The organism is Streptomyces sp. NPDC020299 (assembly GCF_044387825.1).
Classification (GTDB): Bacteria; Actinomycetota; Actinomycetes; order Streptomycetales; family Streptomycetaceae; genus Streptomyces.
Genome location: NZ_JBIRWL010000007.1, coordinates 216,730 through 239,508 on the forward strand (window position 1 = coordinate 216,730; position 22,779 = coordinate 239,508).

The 22,779-nt window shown below is 71.4% G+C and carries 20 protein-coding genes; 9 read left to right on the plus strand and 11 right to left on the minus strand.

All coding sequences use genetic code 11. From position 1 onward, the window contains the following. Positions 1-112: 112 nt before the first annotated feature. Positions 113-1,075, minus strand: coding sequence for a WYL domain-containing protein (locus tag ACH45E_RS19960; protein WP_361443198.1), 963 nt, complete (start codon positions 1,073-1,075; stop codon positions 113-115). Positions 1,076-1,137: 62 nt separating this feature from the next. On the opposite strand from ACH45E_RS19960, the gene ACH45E_RS19965 reads away from it, so the two are divergent. The 5 genes from ACH45E_RS19965 (at position 1,138) to ACH45E_RS19985 (ending at position 7,408) form a co-directional block, all read left to right on the plus strand. Next, positions 1,138-2,688, plus strand: a complete 1,551-nt coding sequence (locus tag ACH45E_RS19965) for an MFS transporter (protein WP_361443201.1) — start codon at positions 1,138-1,140, stop codon at positions 2,686-2,688. 222 nt (positions 2,689-2,910) lie between these two features. Continuing rightward, positions 2,911-3,672, plus strand: coding sequence for a DeoR/GlpR family DNA-binding transcription regulator (locus tag ACH45E_RS19970; protein WP_361443204.1), 762 nt, complete (start codon positions 2,911-2,913; stop codon positions 3,670-3,672). Beyond that, positions 3,669-4,616 carry a 1-phosphofructokinase gene (gene pfkB / locus ACH45E_RS19975; protein ID WP_361443207.1) on the plus strand — a complete coding sequence of 316 codons (948 nt, stop codon included), beginning with the start codon at positions 3,669-3,671 and terminating at the stop codon, positions 4,614-4,616. The genes ACH45E_RS19970 and pfkB overlap by 4 nt, the downstream gene beginning before the upstream one ends. Positions 4,617-4,911: 295 nt before the next feature. Continuing rightward, entirely contained in the window at positions 4,912-7,014 is a 2,103-nt protein-coding gene (locus ACH45E_RS19980) for a fructose-specific PTS transporter subunit EIIC (protein WP_361443210.1), read from the plus strand. 124 nt (positions 7,015-7,138) lie between these two features. Then, a complete protein-coding gene (locus ACH45E_RS19985) occupies positions 7,139-7,408 on the plus strand; it encodes a hypothetical protein (RefSeq protein ID WP_361443213.1) in 270 nt (89 codons plus the stop codon). Between the two features lie 25 nt (positions 7,409-7,433). Here the strand turns inward: ACH45E_RS19985 and ACH45E_RS19990 are convergent, their stop codons facing one another. The 3 genes from ACH45E_RS19990 to ACH45E_RS20000 all read right to left on the minus strand — a co-directional run bounded on the left by ACH45E_RS19990 (position 7,434) and on the right by ACH45E_RS20000 (position 10,755). Then, positions 7,434-8,180 carry a DUF6227 family protein gene (locus tag ACH45E_RS19990; RefSeq protein WP_361443216.1) on the minus strand — a complete coding sequence of 249 codons (747 nt, stop codon included), beginning with the start codon at positions 8,178-8,180 and terminating at the stop codon, positions 7,434-7,436. Positions 8,181-8,337: 157 nt separating this feature from the next. Then, on the minus strand, positions 8,338-9,567 hold the full coding sequence (locus tag ACH45E_RS19995) for an Ig-like domain-containing protein (protein ID WP_361443219.1): 1,230 nt from the start codon (positions 9,565-9,567) through the stop codon (positions 8,338-8,340). 141 nt (positions 9,568-9,708) lie between these two features. Then, positions 9,709-10,755 carry a P1 family peptidase gene (locus ACH45E_RS20000; RefSeq protein ID WP_361443222.1) on the minus strand — a complete coding sequence of 349 codons (1,047 nt, stop codon included), beginning with the start codon at positions 10,753-10,755 and terminating at the stop codon, positions 9,709-9,711. Positions 10,756-10,808: 53 nt separating this feature from the next. Between ACH45E_RS20000 and ACH45E_RS20005 the strand changes: the two genes are divergently transcribed. Further along, positions 10,809-10,985 (plus strand): hypothetical protein, encoded by a 177-nt coding sequence (locus ACH45E_RS20005; protein WP_361443225.1) that lies wholly within the window; start codon positions 10,809-10,811, stop codon positions 10,983-10,985. Positions 10,986-11,018: 33 nt separating this feature from the next. Here the strand turns inward: ACH45E_RS20005 and mscL are convergent, their stop codons facing one another. The 6 genes from mscL to ACH45E_RS20035 form a co-directional block, all read right to left on the minus strand. Further along, complete coding sequence (gene mscL, locus ACH45E_RS20010) at positions 11,019-11,477, minus strand: large conductance mechanosensitive channel protein MscL (protein WP_361443228.1); 459 nt, start codon at positions 11,475-11,477, stop codon at positions 11,019-11,021. 102 nt (positions 11,478-11,579) lie between these two features. After that, positions 11,580-12,167 carry a hypothetical protein gene (locus ACH45E_RS20015; RefSeq protein ID WP_361443833.1) on the minus strand — a complete coding sequence of 196 codons (588 nt, stop codon included), beginning with the start codon at positions 12,165-12,167 and terminating at the stop codon, positions 11,580-11,582. Positions 12,168-12,316: 149 nt separating this feature from the next. Continuing rightward, the gene (locus ACH45E_RS20020; RefSeq protein WP_361443231.1) at positions 12,317-13,168 is read right to left on the minus strand and encodes an S-methyl-5'-thioadenosine phosphorylase; all 852 of its coding nucleotides are present in this window, start codon (positions 13,166-13,168) and stop codon (positions 12,317-12,319) included. Between the two features lie 76 nt (positions 13,169-13,244). Beyond that, positions 13,245-13,589, minus strand: a complete 345-nt coding sequence (locus tag ACH45E_RS20025; protein ID WP_361443234.1) for an FmdB family zinc ribbon protein — start codon at positions 13,587-13,589, stop codon at positions 13,245-13,247. Between the two features lie 67 nt (positions 13,590-13,656). Continuing rightward, a complete protein-coding gene (locus ACH45E_RS20030) occupies positions 13,657-14,925 on the minus strand; it encodes an MFS transporter (RefSeq protein WP_361443237.1) in 1,269 nt (422 codons plus the stop codon). Positions 14,926-15,162: 237 nt separating this feature from the next. Further along, entirely contained in the window at positions 15,163-16,698 is a 1,536-nt protein-coding gene (locus tag ACH45E_RS20035) for a potassium/proton antiporter (RefSeq protein ID WP_361443836.1), read from the minus strand. 232 nt (positions 16,699-16,930) lie between these two features. Here ACH45E_RS20035 and ACH45E_RS20040 point away from each other — a divergent pair, with 232 nt between their 5' ends. Beyond that, a complete protein-coding gene (locus tag ACH45E_RS20040) occupies positions 16,931-19,747 on the plus strand; it encodes a penicillin acylase family protein (RefSeq protein ID WP_361443240.1) in 2,817 nt (938 codons plus the stop codon). A gap of 70 nt (positions 19,748-19,817) precedes the next feature. Here the strand turns inward: ACH45E_RS20040 and ACH45E_RS20045 are convergent, their stop codons facing one another. Continuing rightward, complete coding sequence (locus ACH45E_RS20045) at positions 19,818-20,414, minus strand: 5-formyltetrahydrofolate cyclo-ligase (protein ID WP_361443243.1); 597 nt, start codon at positions 20,412-20,414, stop codon at positions 19,818-19,820. Positions 20,415-20,548: 134 nt separating this feature from the next. Between ACH45E_RS20045 and galU the strand changes: the two genes are divergently transcribed. After that, a complete protein-coding gene (gene galU / locus ACH45E_RS20050; RefSeq protein ID WP_361443246.1) occupies positions 20,549-21,460 on the plus strand; it encodes a UTP--glucose-1-phosphate uridylyltransferase GalU in 912 nt (303 codons plus the stop codon). Beyond that, a complete protein-coding gene (gene glp, locus ACH45E_RS20055; protein WP_361443249.1) occupies positions 21,457-22,779 on the plus strand; it encodes a gephyrin-like molybdotransferase Glp in 1,323 nt (440 codons plus the stop codon). Before galU ends, glp begins: the two co-directional genes overlap by 4 nt.

Consider the following 22,779-nt stretch of genomic DNA (forward strand, 5'->3'; position numbering starts at 1 on the left):
GGGCGTTGGCGGGAAGCCGCTGCGCCCACCCGTGCCGCCCCAGCGGCACGACTGCCCGCAGCTACGGCGGCTCGGGCCACGCGGGCAACCCCTCACCCACCCCCCGCCCGGCTCAACCCCCCGCCCGGCTCAACCGCCCGCCCAACTCCCGTACGCACCGCACGAGTTCCGCAGGCTCGCGGACCTCGAAATCGCACCCCACCATCGCCAGCCGCACCGCCAGCCACTCCACGGGGTCGCCGGACGTGCCCCGCAGCACGCAGCCCCCGGCATCCAGCGGCTCCGGCCGCCCCGCCCACGTCGGCACCCGGGACGCGACGAAGTCGGCGGACTCCGTGAACACGACCTCGTACGCGTACGAGTCCTGCCGCCGCTGGATCGACTGCCGCAGGTACTCCGCCGCACTCCCCGTCGGCAACTCCCGCGGAGCGAACCGCGCCCCGGTCGCGAACGGCTCGCTCACCCGGTCGACGCGGAACGTGCGCCAGTCCTCCCGGTCGAGGTCGTACGCCACGAGGTACCACCGCCGCCCGGTCGACACCAGCCGGTACGGCTCGGTCAGCCGCCGCGACTCGCTCCCGTCCTTGGCCCGGTACGCGAACCGCAACCGCTCCCGCCCGGCCACCGTCGACGCCATCACGGTCAGTGTCTCGGGCGCGATGCTCGCCCCGTCCCCGCTGGTCAGCGGGGTGGTCGCGGCCTGAAGGGTGGAGACGCGGTGGCGCAGCCGGGCCGGCAGCACCTGTTCCAGTTTCGCCAGCGCCCGTACGGAGGCCTCGTCCACGCCCGCGACCGCGTGCCCGGCACCGGCCCGCAGTCCCACCGCGATGGCCACCGCCTCCTCGTCGTCCAGCACCAGGGGCGGCATCGCCTTGCCCGCGACCAGCCGGTAGCCGCCGTCGGCACCCATGGTCGCCTGCACCGGATAGCCCAGCTCGCGCAGCCGGTCGACGTCCCGTCGCACGGTACGGCGGGACACCCCGAGCCGGTCGGCGAGCTCGCCGCCGGGCCACTCACGGGGCGTCTGGAGGAGGGAGAGGAGCTGGAGCAGCCGGGCCGGGGTGTCCGTCGTCATGCGTCCCAGAATGCCGCAGAAGTAGGACACGATCTGACCTACTCGGCCTCTACATTCGATCCATGACCTCCACCGAGACCGTTAGTACCGCCGGCACCGAAAGCACCGCCAGCACCGCCCGGCAGGCGGTGGGTGACCGCCGCCGCTGGTTCGCTCTCGCGATCGTGATGACCGCCGCCTTCATGGACCTGGTCGACGTCACGATCGTCAACATCGCGATCCCCTCCATCCAGCGGGACGCCGGCGCGTCCTTCAGCCAGATCCAGTGGATCACCGCCGGTTACGCCCTGGCCTTCGCCGCGGGTCTGATCACCGGCGGGCGGCTCGGTGACATCCACGGCCGCAAGCGGCTGTTCCTCGTCGGCATCGGCGGCTTCACGCTCGCGTCGGCGCTGTGCGGGTTCGCGGCGAACCCGGAGATGCTGGTCGCCTCCCGCATCCTGCAGGGCGCGATGGCGGCGATGATGGTGCCGCAGGTGCTGTCGATCGTGCACGCCACCTTCCCGGCGCACGAGCGGGGCAAGGTCTTCGGGCTCTTCGGCGCGATCGTCGGTCTGGGTGCGGTCTCCGGCCCGCTGCTGGGTGCGCTGCTGACGGAGTGGAACCTGTTCGGTCTCGAATGGCGGCCCATCTTCCTGATCAACCTGCCGGTCGGCGTCGTCGCCTTCCTCCTCGGCCGCCGCTTCATCACCGAGTCGAAGGCCCCCAGGGCGCTGAAGCTGGACCTCGTCGGCGTCGCGCTGGTGACGCTGGGGCTGCTCATGCTGCTGTATCCGCTCACCCGGGGCCGTGAGCTGGGCTGGCCGCTGTGGGGGTATGTGTCGATGGCCGGTGCGGTCGGGGTCTTCGCGGCGCTGGTGGCGTACGAGCGGCGCAAGGGCGCGCGGGACGGCTCGCCGCTGATCGAACTGTCGCTGTTCAAGGTGAAGAGCTTCGCGGCGGGCATCGCGGTGCAGACTGTGTTCGGGGTCGGGCTCGGTGTGTTCTTCCTGGTCTGGACGCTGTACATGCAGGTCGGTCTGGGCTGGAGCCCGCTGCGGGCCGGGCTGACCGGGGTGCCCTTCTCGATCGCGGTCTCCACGGCGGCCGGGCTGTCCGTGCAGAAGCTGGTGCCGCGCTTCGGCCGCAAGGTGCTCCAGGCCGGCGCGCTGCTGATGGCCCTCGGCGTCCTGATCTACATCGGGGAGGCCCACCGGTACGGCCAGGGCATCGCCTCCTGGCAGATGGCGCTCCCGCTGGTGGTCATGGGTGTCGGCATGGGTCTGATCGTGGCGCCGCTGACGGACGCGGTGCTCTCCGAGGTGCCGCGCGAGCACGCGGGGTCGGCGTCCGGGCTGATCAACACCGTGCAGCAGATGGGCAACGCGCTCGGGCTGGGGCTGGTGTCGGTGGTCTTCTTCGGCTCGATCGGCGACGACCTGACCCCGCCGCAGGTGGGCCCCGAGTTCGTGGACGCCTTCCAGCACGCGCTGGGCTGGGTGGCCGCGGTGATGGGCGTGATCTTCCTGCTGATGTTCGCCCTGCCCAAGCGGCCGGCGCAGCACGTGGAGGGCGGGGAGGGCGAGGAGTCTCCGCTCCCGGTGGAGGAGAAGGAGCGGGAGCTCGTCTCCTGAGTCCTCTAAGTCCTCCAAGTCCTCCCGAGGAAAGGGCCCGGCGTCCGCGCGGTCCGCGCAGGCGCCGGGCCCTTTCGCGTACCCGCCCGGGTGCCACCGTCCGGGAGGACCGAAAGTCCGTTCATGCCCGAATCAGGTCCGAACCTGTTTACTTTCCGGAAATCCGGGCGTAGCCTCACCCCTGAAACCACACGTTCGGGCATGAGTCGGAGGCGAACGGACATGTACGCACCGGAACGGCAGCAGGAGATCCTCCGGCTCGCCCGTGACGGCGGCCGGGTGGACGTGCTCTCTCTCGCCGAGGAGTTCCAGGTGACGGCGGAGACGATCCGCCGCGACCTGAAGGCACTCGACCGCGCCGGCCTGGTCCGCCGGGTGCACGGCGGTGCCATCCCGGCCGGACGTCTCGACTTCGAGCCGGACCTCGCCGAACGCGAGGGCACGGCCGCCGACGAGAAGGAACGCATCGCCAAGGCGGCCCTCGCCGAACTGCCGACCGAGGGCACGCTGATCCTCGACGCCGGCACGACGGTCGCCGGCCTGGCCGGAGCCATCCCCCTGGAGGCGCGGCTCACCGTCGTCACGCACTCGCTGCCGATCGCAGCCCGCCTCGCCGACCACCCGGGCATCCAGCTCCACCTGGTCGGGGGGCGCGTACGGCACCGTACGCGCGCCGCCGTGGACGCCTGGGCGCTGCGCGCGTACGGCGAGATCCGCGCCGACGTCCTGTTCATCGCGGCCAACGGCTTCTCCACCGAGCACGGTCTGACCACCCCCGACCTCGCCGAGGCCGCGGTGAAGCGGGCGGCCGTCGCGGCCGCCCGCCGGGTGGTGCTGCTCGCCGACGCCACCAAGCACGGCCAGGAGCACTTCGCCCGCTTCGGCGACCTGAGCGATGTGGACCTGCTGATCACCGACAGCGGGCTGAGCCCCGAAGACGCCGTCGCCATCGAGCGTGGCGGCACGGAAGTAGTGCGCGCATGATCCTCACCGTCACCCCGAACCCGTCCCTCGACCGTACGTACGAGGTGCCCTCGCTGGACCGCGGCGAGGTCATCCGTGCCACCGGTGAACGCATGGACCCCGGCGGCAAGGGCGTCAACGTCTCGCGGGCCGTCGCGGCCGCCGGGCAGCGCACGGTCGCGGTGCTGCCCCTGGGCGGCGCGCCGGGCGCGCTCGTGGCGGATCTGCTGGACGCGCAGGGCATCGAGGTCGCTCCGGTCCCGGTCGCCGGGGCCACCCGCTCCAACATCGCGCTCGCCGAGGCGGACGGGGTCCTGACGAAGATCAACGCGCCTGGTCCGGAGCTGTCCGCCCAGGAGCAGGAACTGCTGCTGGACACGGTCCGCGCGCAGTCCGGTGACGCCGACTGGATCGCGTGCTGCGGCAGCCTGCCGCGCGGTCTCGCCCCCGCCTGGTACGCCGACCTGGTCGCGCGGGCGCACGCCGCGGGCAAGCGCATCGCCCTGGACACCTCCGGGCCCGCGCTTCTCGAGGCCCTGCGGGAACGCCCGGACGTGGTGAAGCCGAACGCCGAGGAACTGGCGGAGGCCGTCGGGCGCCCCCTGGCGACCGTGGGCGACGCGGTGAAGGCGGCCGAGGAACTGCGTGAGAAGGGAGCGCGGGCCGTGCTCGCGAGCCTGGGCGCCGACGGTCAGCTGCTGGTGGACGGCACGGGTGCCTGGTTCGGCAGCGCGCGGGTAGACGCGGTACGCAGCAACGTGGGCGCCGGCGACTCCTCGCTCGCCGGATTCCTGATCGCCGGTGGCAGCGGCCCCGAGGCGCTCGCCTCCGCCGTCGCGCACGGCGCGGCTGCCGTCCAGCTGCCCGGCAGCGTGATGCCGACCCCGGCCGACCTGGATCCGGCGGCGGTGACGGTCACGAGGGAGGTCCCGGTGGACCGTGAGCTGACGGAGCCGGTGTCATGAACGTGTGTACGACTGCCATGACGGCCGTACTGGATGCGACGGCCGCGCCGGACGCGACGTCGTCCCCGCTGAACGCGACGACCACGCTGAAACGGTTCCCCATGAAGCGGCGAGGTCTCCCGTTACTCGCCGCGACCGCCGGTCGGCAGGGCACCCTGAGCCGCTCTGCCGGCCCGCGGAGGCGGGGCTTCCCCGGTCCCGCCTCCGCACCCGGAACCTCCTCCCCTCACAGCACCCCCGTCCCCACCCCCGCCCACCCCACCCCCCGGGCGATACGCGTGCGAAGGAGCCCGCGATGAGCGAGATGATCACCGCGGACCTGGTCGACCTCGACCTGTCCGCCGACACCAAGGAAGCGGCGGCGCGCGCCCTCGCCGAGCGCATGGTGACCCTGGGCCGGGTGACCGACCTCGAGGGCTTCCTCGCGGACGTGGCCGCCCGCGAGGCGCAGATGCCGACCGGCCTCGACGGCGGCATCGGCATCCCGCACTGCCGCAGCGAGCACGTCACCGAGCCGACCCTCGCCTTCGGGCGCAGCGCGGCCGGGATCGACTTCGGCGCGCCCGACGGCCCCGCCGACCTGATCTTCCTGATCGCGGCGCCGGCCGGTGCCGACGACGCCCATCTGACGATCCTGTCCTCGCTGGCCCGGCAGCTGATGAACGCCGAGTTCACCTCCGCGCTGCGCTCGGCCGGCGACGCCACCGCGGCCGCCGCGCTGATCCGGGGCGACAAGGCGGCGGAAGAGGCGACGGAAGGGGCGACGGAAGGGGCGACGGACAAGGCGGCCGGCACCGCCGGAGCGACTGGTTCCGGTTCCGAAGACTCCGCTGCGGCGTCGGCGGCGGCCTCCGCCGACGCCGCAGCGGGCAGCACGGCCCCGGCCGAGGCGGCGCGGCCGTTCCGTGTCGTCGCCGTCACCTCCTGTCCGACCGGCATCGCCCACACCTACATGGCGGCCGAGTCGCTGGAGACCGCCGGGCGTGAGGCGGGCGTCGAGGTCGTCGTCGAGACGCAGGGCTCGGCCGGTTTCACCCGGCTCGACCCGGCGGTGATCGCCGAGGCGGACGGCGTGATCTTCGCCCACGACGTGCCGGTGCGCGAGAAGGACCGCTTCGCCGGGAAGCCGACCGTCGACGTCGGCGTGAAGGCGGGCATCAACCGGCCCGGCGAGCTGATCTCCGAGGTCCGCGGCAAGGCGGAGCGCGGCGAGGTCACGGCGGGCGCGGCAGCCGGTACGCCGGTCGACCGGGCCGGCGACGCCAACGAGGGCTACGGCACCAAGCTGCGCAAGTGGCTGATGTCCGGCGTCAGTTACATGGTGCCGTTCGTCGCCGCGGGCGGTCTGCTGATCGCCCTGGGCTTCGCGATCGGCGGCTACCAGATCAAGTCGGCGCCCTCGGTCATGGACCACTTCGTGTGGACCCAGTCGCACAGCTGGGCGGCCCTGATGTTCCAGATCGGCGCGGTGGCCTTCGGCTTCCTCGTCCCGGTCCTGGCCGGCTACATCGCGTACGGCATGGCGGACCGGCCCGGCCTGGTCCCCGGCTTCGTGGGCGGCATGATCGCCTCCACGATCAACGCGGGCTTCCTCGGCGGTCTGGTGGCCGGTCTGCTCGCCGGTGGCGTGGTGATGGCGATCCAGAAGATCAACATCCCGGCGGTGCTGCGCGGCATCATGCCGGTGGTGGTGATCCCGCTGATCTCCTCGGCGATCGTCGGGTTCCTGATGTTCGTGGTCGTCGGCAAGCCCATCGCGTCCGCGCAGAAGGGCATGACCGACTGGCTGGGCGGCCTCTCCGGCGCCAACGCGCTGCTGCTCGGCGCCCTGCTCGGCCTGATGATGTGCTTCGACCTCGGCGGCCCCGTCAACAAGGTCGCGTACACCTTCGCCACCGCCGGTATCGCGGTCTCCAACCCCAGTGACTCCGCGATGAAGATCATGGCGGCCGTCATGGCGGCCGGAATGGTCCCGCCGCTGGCGATGGCCCTGGCCACGACCGTGCGCGGCAAGCTCTTCACACAGACCGAGCGCGAGAACGGCAAGGCCGCCTGGGTGCTGGGCGCCTCCTTCATCACGGAGGGCGCGATCCCGTTCGCCGCGGCGGACCCGCTGCGCGTCATCCCGTCCGCGATGGCCGGCGGCGCGGTCACCGGCGCCCTGTCGATGGTCTTCGGCGCCACTCTGCGCGCCCCGCACGGCGGCATCTTCGTGGTCCCGCTGATCGGCAACGCGTTCCTCTACCTGATCGCCATCGCGGCCGGCGTGTGCGTGAGCACGGCGGCGGTCGTCGTCCTCAAGGGCATGCGCAAGCAGGCCCCCGAGGCCGCGGGCAACGGGGCGGCGGCGGGCGCGGCCGCCGCGACGGCGGAGCGGAAGCAGCCGGTCGCCGCCTGACGGGCCGCCACTCCTGTCCTGTGCGGCCCTTGTCCTATTAGGGCGCTGTGAGTTGTTCACGGCACCTGCGAGATACGTCACGGTCCGGGACCAGAGTCCCGGACCGTGGTGTGTACTGGGGCTTATGCCTGCGCACGCCTCGATCCTCCAGCCGGTGGCGGTGATCCTCCTCGCCCTGGTGACCGCCGCCTGGGTGACCGTCGTGACGGGCATCCTGCGCCGCCGCCGCTACCAGGCCGCCGCACGGCGCGCCCACCGGCCGCCGCACCTTCTCCCGGACCTTCCCGGCCTCCCGGACCAGCGGCAGGCGGCCCCCGAACTGGAGACCGTGGAGCTGACCCCGGCGGAGAGGGACGCCTTCGCGGGTCTGGTACGGCGGTTGGACCGGCCCTGAGCCGAAGGACTCCGGCGGGCCCGGCTCAGGCCTGCTGGGCCGCCCGGCGCTCCATCGCGTCGCGGGCCGCGTCCTCCGACACGTACACCTCGCACATATGGCGGCCGTCGGGCGTGGCCGTGTGCTCGACCTCCCAGAGGGAGAGCTCCCTGCCGTCGTGCAGCAGGAAGGCGTGCTCGTAGAGCGAGAAGCTCAACGCGCCCCGGCCCGCCCGGCCCGGGCGGCCGAAGGCCTGCGTGATCTGGTGCGCGAACGCCGTCGCCAGCAGCGCCGCCGTCCGATCGTCCGGCCGGTCCTGGTTCTCCGCGCGGCGCAGCAGCCGGCGCGCGTGGTCCGCCGAGTCGTCCGAGGCGTACACATGCCGGGGCTCGGGGAGCGGCGACAGCTGGGTCAGCACCGGCAGTTCGAAGTCCGGCGTGTCCGCCGGCAGCGGCAACCGGGCCGTTGCGGCGCGCAGCTCCTCCTCGTCCACATACACCTCGTGCTGCGGCTCGCTGCCGGGCGCGGTGTTGTGCACCAGCTCCCACAGCGTGACCGCCGAACCGTCGGCGAGCAGCCAGGTGTGCCGGTACGTCTCCCGGTGCAGCCCCGCGCTGTGGTGGGCGGAGTGCAGCGAGCCGTCGTGCGCCAGCGGGCAGTCCAGCTGCCGCAGACACTCGTCGGGCAGCTCGAAGGAGTTCAGGGCACGGCCGAGGAGCCGCTCGAGGTGCTCCTCCGGAGACTCGGGCGACTCGGCTGGTTCGTACGCTGCCGTCTCGTACGGAACGCTCAAGGCTTCTCCCGGCGTTGCTGCATGTCACCTTGTGGGTGCATACCGTAGCCCCTCGGTCGGACATCATGTCCGGGAACCGAGAAAACGTGTGCCGGGAAAACGCGCGGGCCGCGCGGAATGTTCCCGCACGGCCCGGTCTTCCGTCAGAAACCGCCGGTCAGGCGCCGCTTCCCGCGGTCCACTCGCTCCAGGACATGTTCCAGCCGTTGAGCCCGTTGTCCGGGGCGACCGTCTTGTCCGGGGAGTTCTTGACCACCACGACGTCACCGATGAGGGAGTTGTCGAAGAACCACTTGGCGCTGGTGTCGCCCTGGGCGCCCTGCACGTCCGCGAGCCCCACACAGCCGTGGCTGGTGCCCTCGCGCCCGAAGGGCGGGTTGCCCTTGTTGTACCAGTAGTTGCCGTGGACGAAGGTGCCGGACTGGGTCAGGCGCATCGCGTGCGGCACGTCCGGGATGTCGTACTCGCCGCCGAAGCCGACCGTCGAGCCGTTCATACGGGTCTGCGTGAACTTCTCGGAGATCACCATCTGCCCGTTGTACGTGGTGTGCTCCGGGCTGCCCGCCGAGATCGGGACCGACTTCAGGGTCTTGCCGTCACGGACCACGGTCATGGTCTCCGTGTTGGCATCGACGGTCGAGACCTGCGAACGCCCGACGGTGAAGGTCACCGTCTTCTTCTGCACGCCGTACACGCCGCTCGTGCCCTGGACGCCGTCCAGGTCGATCTTCATCGTGACCTTGGAACCGGCCTTCCAGTAGTCCTGGGGCCGGAAGTCGAGCCGCTGCGCCCCGAACCAGTGCCCCACCACCTGCTGCCCGCTGCTGGAGGAGACGGTGATGTGCGACTGGACGGCCTTCTTGTCGGTGATGGCCTTGTCGAAGGTGAAGGACACCGGCATCCCGACGCCCACCGTGCTGCCGTTGTCCGGGGTGTAGGTCCCGATGAAGCTGTTCGAAGTCGTGACCGTGGTGAAGATGGAGTTGGCGGCGGCCGTGCGCCCGTTCCCGTCCTTCGCGGTCGCCGATATCTGGTACTTGGTCCCGCGCTCCAGCTGCGCCTTGGGCTGCCAGCTCCTGCCGTCACCGGATATCGCGCCCGCCACGGCCTGCCCCGACCCCGCCACGGTCATCTTCACGTCGGTCAGCTTGCCGTCGCTGACCTTCACGCCGGTGGCGTTGATCGACGCGCTGGTCGAGCCGTCCTTCGCCGAGATGGCGATCTTCGCGGTGGACGTCTTCGTGGAGGTGCTGCCGCTCTTGCCGCCCTTGCCGTCGTTGTTGTCGGCGCTGGCGTCGCCGCCGCACGCGGTGAGGGTGAGGGCGCCGACCATGAGGGCGGCACAGGCCACCAGTGCGCGCCGCGCTGCAATGTCCGGCGTTGTCACGGGCTGCTCCAGGTTCGTGTGATGTGCTTGATCCGCTCCAGTGCGTGAACGAAGAGGCAGCCGGGCTCGGTTGGGGTTCCCTCCGTTCGCGTTCAAGGTCACCACGTGACAGAACCAGGACAATCGAAGCAGCCCGGGGATCTACGGCCGGCCGCTGCGGGCCCCGTACAGCTCCTCGTACGACGGCCACGCCCCGCCCGGTCCGTCCACCGGCTCGGCGGCGCGTACGGCTCGGACGATCGCGCGGGTCACCAGGTCGGCGCCGGCCGCGAGGACGGCGTTCAGCGCGAGCGGGTCGACATCGGGATCGCCGAGCGGGCGGCCGCCCGTGGCCAGGGCGAACACCGTGTCACCGTCGTTGAGCAGATGGACCGGCCGGACGGCACGGGCGATGCCGTCATGGGCGGTGCCGGCCAGTTTCTGTGCCTGCGCCTTCGACAGGTCCGCGTCGGTGGCGACCACCGCGAGCGTGGTGTTGAGCGGCGGAAGCGCGTTGCGCGCCGCGGACTCGGCGATGCGCCGGCGCGCGGCCTCGTGGACCCGCGCCTCCGGGTACACCACCCGGCCCCCGGGCAACTCCCCGTACAGCACCCCCGTTTCCAAATCCACCGCCGACCCGGCGGCGTTGACCACCACCAGCGCGGCCACCGTGACCCCCGTGTCCAGCACCGTGCCCGCGGTGCCGACCCCGCCCTTCAGCGCGCCCACCACGGCACCCGTACCGGCGCCCACACACCCCTGAGGGACCGGCGCCCCGGGTGGGCTCGCCGCGGCCGCCTCGACCGCCGCCCGCCCGGTGGCCGCGTCCGGCCGGGCCCGGAAGTCCCCGCCCCGGCCCAGGTCGAAGACACAGGCGGCGGGCACCACGGGCACGACGTGCGCGGGATCCGCGCCGACCCGCACCCCGCGCCGCTGCTCCTCCAGCCAGGCCATCACCCCCGATGCCGCGTCCAGCCCGTACGCGCTGCCGCCGGTCAGCACGACCGCCTCGACCTTCCGCACCACGTTCCGGGGATCGAGCGCGTCGGTCTCCTTGGTGCCGGGGCCGCCACCGCGTACGTCCACCGCGGCGACCGCCCCGCCCTCGGGCGCGAGCACGACCGTCGTACCGGTGAGCCGGCCGTCGCCGGCCCGGGTCGCGTGTCCCACCCGGAGTCCCATGACGTCCGTCAATGCGTCAACTGTCATGCGGGCAGTCTGCCCGGGCCGGGGCGCCCGGGGCGGCCCGTACCCTTGAGGGCATGAGTACCGCCCCCGCCCCCGAGCCCCGCGAGCCGAAGCCCAGGCTGTTCTTCGACGACCCGCTGGACCAGCAGTCCTCGGACGACACCGACCGCGGATGGGGCGAGCGGACCGATTCGGACAGTGGCGGCGACCTCAAGCGCTTCCTCGACGAGAAGCCGCCCCACCACATCTGAGCCCGCCCCGCCACCGCGGAGCCGGGCACCTCGCTATCGCTCGCCGGGACCCGAGACGCGCTCGGCCGCCAGCAGGTCGCGGATCTGTTCGAGCACCTCCAGCTCGGTCACCGGCACGACCTCCTTCGTGCCCTCCCGCGCCTTCCTGCGGGCCTCTATCCGGGCCAGGTACCGGGACATCGGCAGCACCATCAGGAAGTACACCACCGCGCCGGTGATCACGAAGGTGAGCGTGGCGCCCAGGACGGATCCCCACATCAGCCGGATGCCGTGGGTGCCTTTGCACGACTCGCTCAGGCACGAGCTGTAGTTGTCCAGGTTCTGCGTACCGACCGCGCCGACCAGCGGGTTGATGATCCCCTTCACCACCGAGTTGACGATGTTCGTGAAGGCGGCGCCGATGACCACCGCGACCGCCAGATCGACGACGTTGCCGCGCATCAGGAAGGCCTTGAAGCCCTGCCAGACGCTCGGTTCCTTCTTCTCGCTCACCTCGGGGCCTCTCTTCGCGTGCACAGGGTGTGGAACAAAACGCTCCGCAACCTACGGCACGACGAGGTACCCCTGTCCACCGAGGTGACCCCGGTGAGACGCTCAGCACAGCGTCACCGCCAGCCGTGCCGTCGCGCTCGCGCCGACCAGCCGCGCCGCCGTGGGACGCGGCACCGCCAGCACCACCAGCGCCCCGCCGCTCTCGACGGTGCCGTCCAGGGCGGGCGGCACCTTCGTCACCCGCGCCCCGCGCGCGACCACCCGGGCATCGCCGCCGGCGGCCGGGTCCTCGGCCGCGATGACGTCGACCCGGTCGCCGGGCCGGAGCAGCCGCACGGTGGCCGCGTCGGCGATCCGGACCGGCGCCGTCACCAACTCGGCCGCGGGGTGCCGTCGTACCGGGCCCGCCGCCGGATGCCCGCGTGCCCGCCCTCCGCGTTCCGGCTCAGGCGCGGTGCGCGGTCCCGCCGCCACGAGCGCCGCTGCGGTCACGGCGAGACCGACCGCCAGGGCCCGCCTGCGGTGCCGCACCAGCCGCTGTAGTTGATACCGCCCGCCGCGCACCCGCACGGGCGCGAAGTGCGGCACCTCGCATGTGGCGGGGGCGTCGGTGCCCGGCGGGCGCGGGGTGAAGGACGGCGAGGGGCGCGGGGTGAAGGAAGGCGAGGGAAGGGAGGGCGAGGGACGCATGTGCACGAGGACCACCACCTGCGGCGAGGAGACGAGGAATCGGCTTGCGATCCCACGATGACGCCTCGCGCCGAAGCTCGCCGGGGCCGGTGGACGACCGGCGGGTTGTGGATAACCCGCCCACCCGAACGCGCGCTTCCGCGGGGAGATTACGGCAGCACGAACCCCGGATCCATCCCGCCCAGCGCCTCCACGCACAGGCAGTCCCGCCCCCCGGTCTCCGGCAGGGCCGCCACCGCGTCGAACAGCACGCCGCGCAGCCGCTCCACGTTCGCCGAGAACACCCGCAGCACCTCCTCGTGCGAGACGCCCTCGCCGGTCTCGGCGCCCGCGTCGAGGTCGGTGACCAGGTTCAGCGAGGTGTAGCAGAGCTCGAGCTCCCGGGCGAGCGCGGCCTCGGGATGGCCGGTCATGCCGACCACCGACCAGCCCTGCGCCTGGTGCCACAACGATTCCGCACGGGTCGAGAAGCGCGGGCCCTCGACCACGACCAGCGTGCCGCCGTCCACGGGCTCCCAGTCCCGCCCGCGCGCCGCCTTCAGCGCGGCGGCCCGCCCGGTGGGGCAGTAGGGGTCGGCGAGCGACACGTGCACGACGTTCGGGATGGTGCCGTCCGGCAGCGGCAGCCCGTCGAAGTAGGAGTTCGCCCGGGACTTCGTACGGTCCACCAGCTGATCCGGGACCAGCAGTGTGCCGGGCCCGTACTCGGGACGCAGACCGCCCACCGCACAGGGGCCGAGGACCTGGCGGACGCCGACGGACCGCAACGCCCAGAGGTTGGCACGGTAGTTGATGCGGTGCGGCGGCAGATGGTGCCCGCGGCCGTGGCGGGGCAGGAAGGCGACCCGCCGGCCGGCGACCTCGCCGAGGAAGAGCGAGTCGCTGGGCGCCCCGTACGGGGTGTCCACCTGGATCTCGGTCACGTCCTCGAGGAACGAGTAGAAGCCGGAGCCGCCGATTACACCGATCTCCGCGTTTACACCGGTCTCTGAGTTCGCCATGAGCAGCACACTAGCCGCCCCTGGAGACGCCGAAGACCCCGCCGTCGTACGACGGCAGGGTCCCGTAAGGAAATGGTCAGGCGGCGGAGCTGCTGGCGGAGCTCGACGACGAAGAGCCCGAGGAGCCCGAGTCGCTCGACGAGGACGATGCCGACGACGAGGAGCTAGAAGAGTCCGAAGAGCTCGGGGTGCTCGACGAGGACGAGCCCGACGACTTCGAGGCCGGGCTGCTGCTCGACGACGAGCCGCGGCTGTCGTTGCGGTAGAAGCCGGATCCCTTGAAGACAATGCCGACCGCCGAGAACACCTTCTTCAGGCGGCCACCGCAGTTGGGGCACTCGGTCAGGGCGTCGTCGGTGAACTTCTGCACCGCCTCGAGGCCCTCGCCGCACTCGGTGCACTGGTACTGGTAGGTGGGCACTGTCTTCCTCCTGGCACTCTCACTCGATGAGTGCTAACGACGATCCATAGTGACGTATTCCGGGGGATCAGTCCACCGTCATCGGCAAGCGGTGACCGACGCCACGTGCGACGGTGCGGGTCCGGGGCCGGGCGGCGAGCAGCGACCGCAGGGCCAGCAGGGTCGCCAGGGCCAGCAGGGTACCGGCCGCCGGGACCAGGAAACCGGCGCCGTCCCAGAGGCGGTCCTCCAGCTGGCCGGCGACGGTGACGGCGGCCGCCTGGCCGAGCGCGACCGCGCCGGTCAGCCAGGTGAAGGCCTCGGTGCGGGCTCCCGCCGGGACCAGGTCCTCGACCAGGGTGTAGCCGGTGATCAGGGAGGGCGCGATGCTCATGCCGACCAGCAGGCCGAGCCCGGCGAGGAGGAGCACGGAGTGCGCCGTCCAGAGGGCGGACGCGGTCAGCGCGAGAGCCGCGTAGCCGAGGACGAGACGCCGCTGCGGGGCGGTCTTCCAGGCGATGGCGCCGCAGACGAGGCCGGAGAGCATGTTGCCCGCGGCGAAGGTGCCGTACAGGACGCCGTTCAGGCCGGGCTCGCCGATCGACTCGGTGAACGCGGCCAGTCCGACCTGCATGCCGCCGAACACCGATCCGATGCCGAGGAAGGTCACCGCCAGCACGCGCACGCCCGGGACGCGCAGCGCGGAGGCGTGCTTCACGCGCGCGTGCCCGGCGTCGGCGCCCACGGGAGGCTGGGTGCTCTTCCGCGCGGCGAACAGCAGGCCGCCGACCAGCGTCAGCGAAGCCTCGGCGACCAGACCCGCCGCCGGGTCCAGGGCGGTGCACAGGGCCGTCGCCAGCAGCGGGCCGAAGACGAAGGTCAGCTCGTCCGTGACGGACTCGAAGGCCGCCGCCGTGGTCATCAGGGGCGAGCCCTTGAGCCGCACGCCCCAGCGGGCGCGCACCATCGGGCCGATCTGCGGCACCGAGGCGCCGGTCGGCACGGCCGCCGCGAACAGTGCCCACAGCGGTGCGTGGGCCAGCGCGAGCGCCGTCAGGGCCAGGCCCGACAGGGTGTGCACGAGGACACCGGGAACCAGTACCGCGCGCTGGCCGTAGCGGTCGGCGAGGCGGCCGCTGTAGGGCGCGAACAGTGCCATGGAGACGCCGGTGACGGCCGCGGCGGCGCCTGCCGCGCCGTAGGAGCCGGTGGTGTGCTGCACGAGCAGCACGATGGAGAGGGTGAGCATCGCGAACGGCTGGCGCGCCGCGAAGCCGGGGAGCAGGAACGTCCAGGCGCCGCGGGTGCGCAGCAGCTGTCCGTATCCGGGGCGCTCGGTGGTGACCGTGGACTCCACGGCCCGTGCCTTTCTGCCGCCTGGTAGCGCGACCCCTCATACGGTCAGGGGGCGCCGAGAGCTGTCCTCTTGCGCGGAACTGCGGTAGATACCGGCATCCACTGCGGGAGCGCCCGGCCGCCATACGGTCGCGCCAGCTCTGCGTCAGGCAGAGTTGGTTCGATCAGGGTTCTACAGCCTTCATCTTACAGGGATCAAGCCGGGTACGGCTGTGAAGCAGAGCACGACGACCGGTGTTCACCTGGGGTTTGTCCCATTCGTACCCAGCCATCCGGCCAGCTTGCCGCCCCTCCCGACCGCGCGCAGGCGTCGTTCCGCTGCGTCCCGGACCGGGTCGGTGGCGACCACGAGGAGTTCGTCCCCGTGCCGCAGCACCGTGGTCGGCAGCGGAACGAACGATTTCCCCTCGCGGACGACGAGGGTCACGGCGGCCCCGGCCGGCAGCCGCAGCTCGTTCACCTCGACGCCGTGCATCCGTGAGCCCTCGGGGACCTCCACCGACAGCAGGTGGCCGCGCAGCCGCTCCAGGGGTGCCGACTCGATGCCCAGGTCGGCGGCCTCCGAGCCGTCGCCGAGCCGTAGCGCGCGGGCCAGCCAGGGCAGTGTCGGCCCCTGGACGAGGGTGTAGACGACTACCAGTACGAAGACGATGTTGAAGATGCGGTGGCTCGTGTCGACGCCGTTCACCATGGGGATCGTCGCCAGGATGATGGGCACCGCGCCGCGCAGCCCGGCCCAGGACATCAGGGCCTGCTCCGGCCAGGGCACCCGGAACGGCGCCAGGCTGAGCACCACGCTCAGCGGGCGCGCCACCATGGTCAGCGCCAGGCCGATGACGAGCGCGGGCCAGATGTCGTCGCCCAGTTCGTGCGGGGTGACGAGCAGGCCGAGCAGCACGAACATGCCGATCTGGGCGATCCAGCCGAGCCCTTCGGCGAAGCCGCGCGTGGCGGGCCAGTGCGGGAGCCGGGCGTTGCCCAGGAGCATGGAGGCGAGATAGACGGCGAGGAAGCCGCTGCCGTGGGCCAGGGCGCCGACGGCGTACGCCGTGACCGCGATCGCCATCACGGCGATCGGGTAGAGGCCGGAGGCGGGCAGCGCCACGTGCCTGAGGCCCCAGGCGCCCAGCCAGCCCACCGCGAGGCCGACGGCGGCGCCGATGGCCAGCTCCAGGAGTATCTCGCCCACGAGCACGTACCAGTGCTCGACCGGGCCGGCCGTGGAGAAGGCGACGACCAGGATGACCACCGGGGCGTCGTTGAAGCCGGACTCCGCCTCCAGGGTGCCCGTCACGCGCGCGGGCAGGGGGATCCTGCGCAGCACCGAGAAGACCGCCGCCGCGTCCGTGGAGGACACCACCGCCCCGATGATGAGCGCCTGCCGCCACCCCAGTCCGACCAGGTAGTGCGCGCCCACGGCGGTCACGCCGACGCTCACCGCGACCCCGGCCAGCGCCAGGGTGGAGGCGGCCGGCAGGACCGGCCGGATCTCCTTCCACTTGGTGCCGAGACCGCCCTCGGCCAGGATCACGACCAGGGCCGCGTAACCGATGACCTGGGTCAGTTCGGCGTTGTCGAAGTGGACGTTCCCGATGCCGTCCTGGCCCATGAGGACGCCTATCCCCAGATACACGAGCAGGCTGGGGAGCCCGCTGCGCGAGGAGATCCGGACCGCCGCGACGGCGACGAGCAGGACGACGGAGCAGACGAGCAGGAGCTGGTCGAGGTGGTGGACGGACAGCGGCGGTTCCTCCCCTTTTGTTCCGGAAGGCAGGGTCCCGATGATCCGGAAGGCGGGTTCCCGGGCAAGTGTTCCGGTCGACTTCTGCGGTTACTTCATTACCTTACCTAACTCTTGACGATTTCTTGACGAACCACAAGGCAAGATCGAACGTCCGTCCGCGTCTGGACCCGACACCGCGTCAAGGGGCACCGAGCCCTGCGCCTATGGTTGCTCCAGCACTCCAGTACCGCCTGCCGCTCGCGTTAGGACAGCAAGGACAGCGATGCCCCCCAATACCACCGCCTCAACGGGTGACAAGCCCGGCAAGTCCGGCAGGAAGAAGGGGCGCAAAGCCCGTCTTGTCGTGCTCGTACTGGTGCTGGCCATCATCGGAGGCATCGCCTACGGGGCCTACTGGTCCATCAGTACCGTGCGCGCCTCCTTCCCGCAGACCAAGGGATCCATCACGCTCGACGGCCTGTCCGGGCCGGTCGACGTGAAGCGGGACGGTAACGGCATCCCGCAGATCTATGCCTCGTCGGACGAGGACCTCTTCATGGCGCAGGGCTTCGTCCAGGCGCAGGACCGGTTCTACGAGATGGACGTGCGCCGCCACATGACCTCCGGGCGGCTGTCGGAGATGTTCGGCAAGGGCCAGGTCAAGAACGACGAGTTCCTGCGCACCCTGGGCTGGGACCGCGTGGCCCAGAAGGAGTACGACACCAAGCTGTCGCCGGAGACGAAGAAGTACCTCCAGGCGTACGCCAAGGGAGTCAACGCCTATCTCCAGGGCAAGGACAGCAAGGACATCTCCCTGGAGTACGCGGCCCTGGGCTTCACCAACGACTACGCGCCGGCGAAGTGGACCCCGGTCGACTCGGTCTCCTGGCTGAAGGCGATGGCCTGGGACCTGCGCGGCAACATGCAGGACGAGATCGACCGCGCCCTGATGACCAGCCGCCTCGGCCCCCAGCAGATCGCGGACCTGTACCCGGACTACCCGTACAGCCGCAACAAGGCGATCGTCCAGGAGGGTCAGTACAACGCGCTGACCAAGACGTTCGAGCAGGGTAGCGGTACGTCGGGCACCACGGGCGCGAGCGGTACGACGGGCACGGGCGGTACGGGCAGCGCGACGGGCACGGGCGGCACGACGGGCACGGGCGGCACGGCGGGCAACGCCGGGACCTCCGGTTCGGGCGTCACCAGCCAGCTGGGGGGCCTCTACAAGGTCCTCGACAACGTTCCCGCGGCCGTCGGCGTGAACGGTCAGGGCATCGGCTCCAACTCCTGGGTGGTCGCCGGGAAGCACACCATCAGCGGCAAGCCGCTGCTGGCCAACGACCCGCACCTGTCGGCCTCGCTGCCCTCCGTCTGGTACCAGATGGGCCTGCACTGCCGCGCGGTCTCCAGCAAGTGCCAGTACGACGTCACCGGCTACACCTTCGCGGGCATGCCGGGCGTGATAATCGGCCACAACGCCGACATCGCATGGGGTATGACCAACTCCGGCGTCGACGTCACCGACCTCTATCTGGAGAAGCTCAGCGGCGAGGGCTACCTGTACGACGGCAAGGTCCGGCCCTTCACGAGCCGTGAGGAGACCATCAAGGTCGCCGGCGGCTCGTCCAAGAAGATCGTCGTCCGGCAGACCAACGACGGGATGCCCCTGCTCTCCGACCGCGACGACGAACTCGTCAACGTCGGCAGAAAGGCCACCGTCGACACGGCGGCCCCCGACCGCGGCGACGGCTACGGCATCGCCCTGAAGTGGACCGCCCTGCAGCCGGGCACCTCCATGGACGCCGTCTTCGCCATGGACAAGGCCGCGAACTGGAACGACTTCCGTTCGGCTGCCGCGTTGTTCGACGTGCCCTCGCAGAACCTGGTCTACGCCGACACCAAGAACCACATCGGCTACACCCTGCCCGGCAAGATCCCCACGCGCGCGAAGGGCGACGACGGCTCCATCCCGGCGCCGGGCTGGAACTCCAAGTACAAGTGGACCGGCTACATCAAGCAGGACGAGCTGCCCTACGAGTTCGACCCCAAGCGCGGCTACATCGTCACCGCCAACCAGGCCGTCGTCGACGACAAGTACCCCTACACGCTCACCACGGACTGGGGCTATGGCACCCGCAGCCAGCGGATCGCCGACCTGATCGAGTCGAAGATCAAGGGCGGCGGCAAGATCTCGACCGACGACATGCGCCAGATGCAGCTGGACAACAGCAGTGAGATCGCCAAGCTGCTGGTGCCCAAGCTGCTGAAGATCAACCTCAAGGACAAGGACGTCCGCGACGCCCAGAAGCTCCTGGAGGGCTGGGACTACACCCAGGACGCCGACTCGGCGGCGGCCGCCTACTTCAACGCGGTCTGGCGCAACATCCTCAAGCTGGCCTTCGGCAACAAGATGCCCAAGGAACTGCGGGTCAAGGGCCAGTGCCTGTGGGTGGACAAGATGGACTCCACCGGCCCGGTGGACGACGACGCCAAGGTGCGCGAGTGCGGCGAGCGCGACGCCGACCAGGCGCAGCCGGACGGCGGCGACCGCTGGTTCGAGGTCGTGCGCACCCTCATGGACAAGCCGAACAGCGACTGGTGGAAGACACCGGCCGGAGTGGGCGACCGCAACAAGGCCGACAACCGCGACGAGCTGTTCAAGCGCGCCATGATCGACGCCCGCTGGGAGCTGACCGCCAAGCTCGGCAAGGACATCGACACCTGGAGCTGGGGCCGGCTGCACCGCCTGTTCCTGAAGAACCAGACCTTGGGCACCGACGGCCCCGGCTTCCTGAAGTACATCCTCAACCGCGGCCCCTGGAAGCTCAGCGGCGGCGAGGCGACGGTCAACGCGACCGGCTGGAACGCGGCCGGCGGCTACGGCGTGGTCTGGGTGCCGTCGATGCGGATGGTGGTCAACCTCGACGACCTCGACAAGTCGAAGTGGATCAACCTCAGCGGTGCCTCAGGACACGCCTTCAGCGCCCACTACACCGACCAGACCGGCAAGTGGGCCAAGGGCGAGCTGCTGCCCTGGTCGTTCTCCAGCAAGGCGGTCGACGGCAGCACCAGCGACACCCTCGTACTGAAGCCGTGAGACTGAAGCCGTGAGGCTGAATCCGTGAGTACGTGAAATGGCCCTCCACGCACGCGTGGAGGGCCATTTCTCATTCGGCTCCCCGCTGGGTATCCCGGAAGCGCCGTACGCCCGACGGCGTCACCACCGCGTGCACCGGCCGGTCGTGCGGCTCCTCGGGGACGCGCTCGACCACCTCCGCGTCGTACAGCAGCACCACCAGCGCGGGATCCGCGCCCGCGCGCTCCAGCCGGGCCAGCACCCGGTCGTACGAGCCTCCGCCGCGCCCCAGCCGCATCCCGCGCGTGTCCACCGCGAGGCCGGGCAGCAGGACGGCGTCGGCGGCCGTCACGGCGTCCGGGCCGAGCCGCTGACCGGAGGGCTCCAACAGCGCCATCTTCCCGCCGTGTTGCACGCGCGCGAGAGAGCCCTCACCGGCGTACACGCCCCAGTCCAGGTCGTTGTCCGGCAGGAGCACGGGCAGCAGCACGCGTACGCCCCGCGCGCGCAACGCGTCGAGCAGCGCGAGCGTGCCGGGCTCACTCCCCACGGAGACGTACGCGGCCACCACGCGCGCGTGTGCCAGCTCCGGCAGCTCCAGGGCGCGCCCGGCCAGCGCGGTCGCCGCCTCCCGCACGTCATCGGGCGTCAACCTGCCCCTCACCGTGAGGAACTCCCGCCGCAACATTCGCTTGTCAGGCTCGCCCTCGCGTCCTGTCCGGTCCACCGGCCGTACCCGCACTTTCCTCAATAGGCTCAAATGAGAGACAACCAAACCGGAGCCACAGTTTGCCCACAAAGGCACCGGATAAGGTTGCGGGCATGACTCAGTCGCACCCCAGGATCAGCAAGGCTGTCATTCCCGCAGCAGGCCTCGGCACCCGGTTCCTGCCGGCCACCAAAGCCACTCCCAAGGAGATGCTGCCGGTCGTGGACAAGCCCGCGATCCAGTACGTGGTCGAGGAGGCCGTGTCGGCGGGGCTCGACGACGTCCTCATGATCACCGGACGCAACAAGCGTCCCCTGGAGGACCACTTCGACCGGAACTACGAGCTGGAATCGGCTCTGCAGAAGAAGGGCGACGCCGGCCGGCTCGCCAAGGTCCAGGAGTCCAGCGACCTCGCCACGATGCACTACGTGCGCCAGGGCGACCCCAAGGGCCTCGGCCACGCGGTCCTGTGCGCCGCCCCGCACGTCGGGCACGAGCCCTTCGCCGTCCTGCTCGGCGACGACCTGATCGACCCGCGCGACCCGCTCCTGCAGCGCATGATCGAGGTCCAGGAGGTGCACGGCGGCAGCGTGATCGCGCTGATGGAGGTCGCGCCCGAGCAGATCCACCTCTACGGGTGCGCGGCCGTCGAGGCCACCGACGACGGTGACGTCGTGAAGGTGACCGGCCTGGTGGAGAAGCCGGACACGGCGGACGCCCCCTCGAACTACGCGGTCATCGGCCGGTACGTCCTCGACCCGCACGTCTTCGAGATCCTGCGCAAGACCGAGCCGGGCCGCGGCGGCGAGATCCAGCTGACCGACGCCCTCCAGCAGATGGCCGATGACGAGAAGGCCGGCGGCCCGGTGCACGGCGTCGTCTTCAAGGGCCGCCGCTATGACACCGGCGACCGCGGCGACTATCTGCGTGCCATTGTCAGGCTCGCGTGCGAACGTGAAGACCTGGGCCCGGAGTTCCGGACCTGGCTTCGCAGTTACGTAGCCGAGGAGATGCAGCAGAGTTGAGCAGCGCCGCGACCAGCCCCGCCGGCCCGGACCACCTGTGGTCGGTCGAGGAGCACCTGGAGGACATCCTCGCCACCGTCCGCCCCCTCGACCCCATCGAGCTGCAACTGCTCGACGCCCAGGGCTGTGTCCTGGTCGACGACGTCACGGTGCCGGTCTCGCTGCCGCCGTTCGACAACAGCTCCATGGACGGGTACGCGGTGCGGGTCGCGGACGTGGCGGGCGCGAGCGAGGAGTTCCCGGCCGTCCTGGACGTCGTCGGGGACGTCGCGGCGGGCGCGGCCCATCTCACCCCCGTCGGTCCGGGACAGGCCGCCCGCATCATGACCGGCGCGCCGCTGCCGCCGGGCGCCGAGACCGTCGTCCCCGTGGAGTGGACCGACGGCGGGCTCGGCGAGGGCCCGGTCGGCGGGATGCGCGCGAGCAGTCTGGCCCCCGAGGGCGCCACCGGCCAGGTGCGCGTGTACCGCCCCGCGGAGGCACGCGCGCACGTGCGGGCCGCGGGCAGCGACGTGCAGGCCGGGGACCGCGCCCTGGACGCCGGCACCGTCCTCGGCCCGCCGCAGCTCGCGCTGCTCGCCGCGATCGGCCGCGGCACGGTCCGGGTGCGCCCGCGCCCGCGCGTGGTGGTGATGTCCACCGGCAGCGAACTCGTCCAGCCCGGCGAGGAACTGGGCAGCGGCCAGATCTTCGACTCCAACAGCTTCGCCCTCACCGCGGCCGCCCGGGACGCGGGCGCCATCGCCTACCGGGTGGGTGCCGTGGTCGACGACGCCGAGACCCTGCGGACCACCATCGAGGACCAGCTCATCCGCGCCGACCTGCTGGTCACCACGGGCGGGGTGAGCGTCGGGGCGTACGACGTGGTCAAGGAGGCGCTGTCGCACGTCGGTGACGCGGAGGAACCGGGCAGCGGGGTGGACTTCCGCAAGCTCGCCATGCAGCCCGGCAAGCCCCAGGGCTTCGGTTCCATCGGCCCCGACCACACACCGCTGCTGGCCCTGCCGGGCAACCCGGTGTCGTCGTACGTCTCCTTCGAGCTGTTCGTGCGGCCCGCCATCCGCACGCTGATGGGGCTGGCGGATGTGCACCGGCCCACGACCAGGGCGGTCCTGAAGTCGGACGAGACGCTGAGCTCGCCCAAGGGGCGCCGCCAGTTCCTGCGCGGGGCGTACGCCGACGGCGAGGTGACGCCCGTGGGCGGCTCCGGATCGCACCTGGTCGCGGCCCTGGCGCAGGCCGACGCGCTGATCGTCGTCCCCGAGGACGTGGTGAGCGTCGAGCCCGGCACCGAGGTCGAGGTGGTCCTGCTCGGCTGA